Below are 1087 nucleotides of genomic sequence, written 5' to 3' on the forward strand. Positions count from 1 at the left end.
GGGCTGCGCGGTCCGGCGGCCGTCGTCGCGTCGATCCTCGACCAGGCCGCCTCCGGACTGACCAACATCCTGGTGCTGATCCTGGCCGCGCGGGTCTCCACCGCGGCCGGGTTCGCCGAGTTCTCCATGGTCTACCTGGTCTTCACCGTGGCCCTCGGCCTCTTCATGAGCTACGTCGGCCAGGCGCTCGTCCTGGTGCGCGAGGCGCGCGAGGCGGCCTGCCGCCCGGCGCTCGCCTTCACCGCGCTCGCCTCCCTGGGCTGTGCGGCCCTGCTGGCGGGGACCGGCTGGGCCCTCGGCGGCGGCACGGGCCGGGCCCTCGCGGCACTGGGCGCCGTGCTCCCCGTGGTGCTGCTCCAGGACGGCGCCCGGTACTGCTTCTCCCTGCTTCAGCGACCCCACCACGCGCTGGCCTCCGACGGGTTGCGGCTGCTGGCCACCGTGGGTCTCCTCGCCGTCCAGCCCGACGGGGCCGGCTCCGCCCGCCTCGTCCTCGCCTGGGGAGCCGCCGCGCTGCCCTCCCTGGCCGTCGCCGCCGCGCTCCTCGCGCGGCCGCTGCGCGCGGCCGCGGGGGCGGACGGTCCCGGGCTCGGCGTGTACCTGCGCCGCGGCCACCTCGGGCAGCGGTTCGTGGTCGAGTACGCCGTCGGCAACGGCTCCAGCCAGCTGGCGGTGCTCGCGCTGGGCCTGATCGGCACGCCGCTGGCGGTGGGCGCGCTGCGCGGCGCCTCAGCACTGTTCGGGCCCCTCAACGTGTTCTTCGGCGCCGCCAACGCTTTCGGTCCCCCGCTGCTGGCCCGCCTCGGCGGCGGGGGACGCGCGGTCGCCCGCGCCACCCTGCTGCTCGGCGTCACCCTCGCCGCCACCGGCGGGGCGTGGGCGGGCCTGTGGCTGCTGCTCCCCGACGGCTGGGGCCGCCAGGTGCTCGGCGAGACCTGGCCGGCGGTCGCGGCGTTGCTGCCGGCCACGGGTACGCAGTACCTGCTGATGGGCTTCGGCGTCAGTGCCCTGCTCACCCTGCGGGTCCTCAGCCCGCGCGAGACGCTGCCGGTGCAGGTCGTCTTCTCGCTGCTCTCGGTGCTCCTGC

The 1087-nt window shown here is 76.8% G+C and carries 1 protein-coding gene; it reads left to right on the forward strand.

Going from position 1 to position 1087, the window contains the following annotated elements; all coding sequences use genetic code 11:
* Positions 1-3: 3 nt before the first annotated feature.
* Positions 4-1087 (forward strand): hypothetical protein (locus ACOV8S_RS25935; protein WP_448320660.1); only part of this gene is annotated, 1084 nt, incomplete at its 3' end.

It is taken from the genome of Streptomyces sp. CO7 (genome assembly GCF_053474865.1).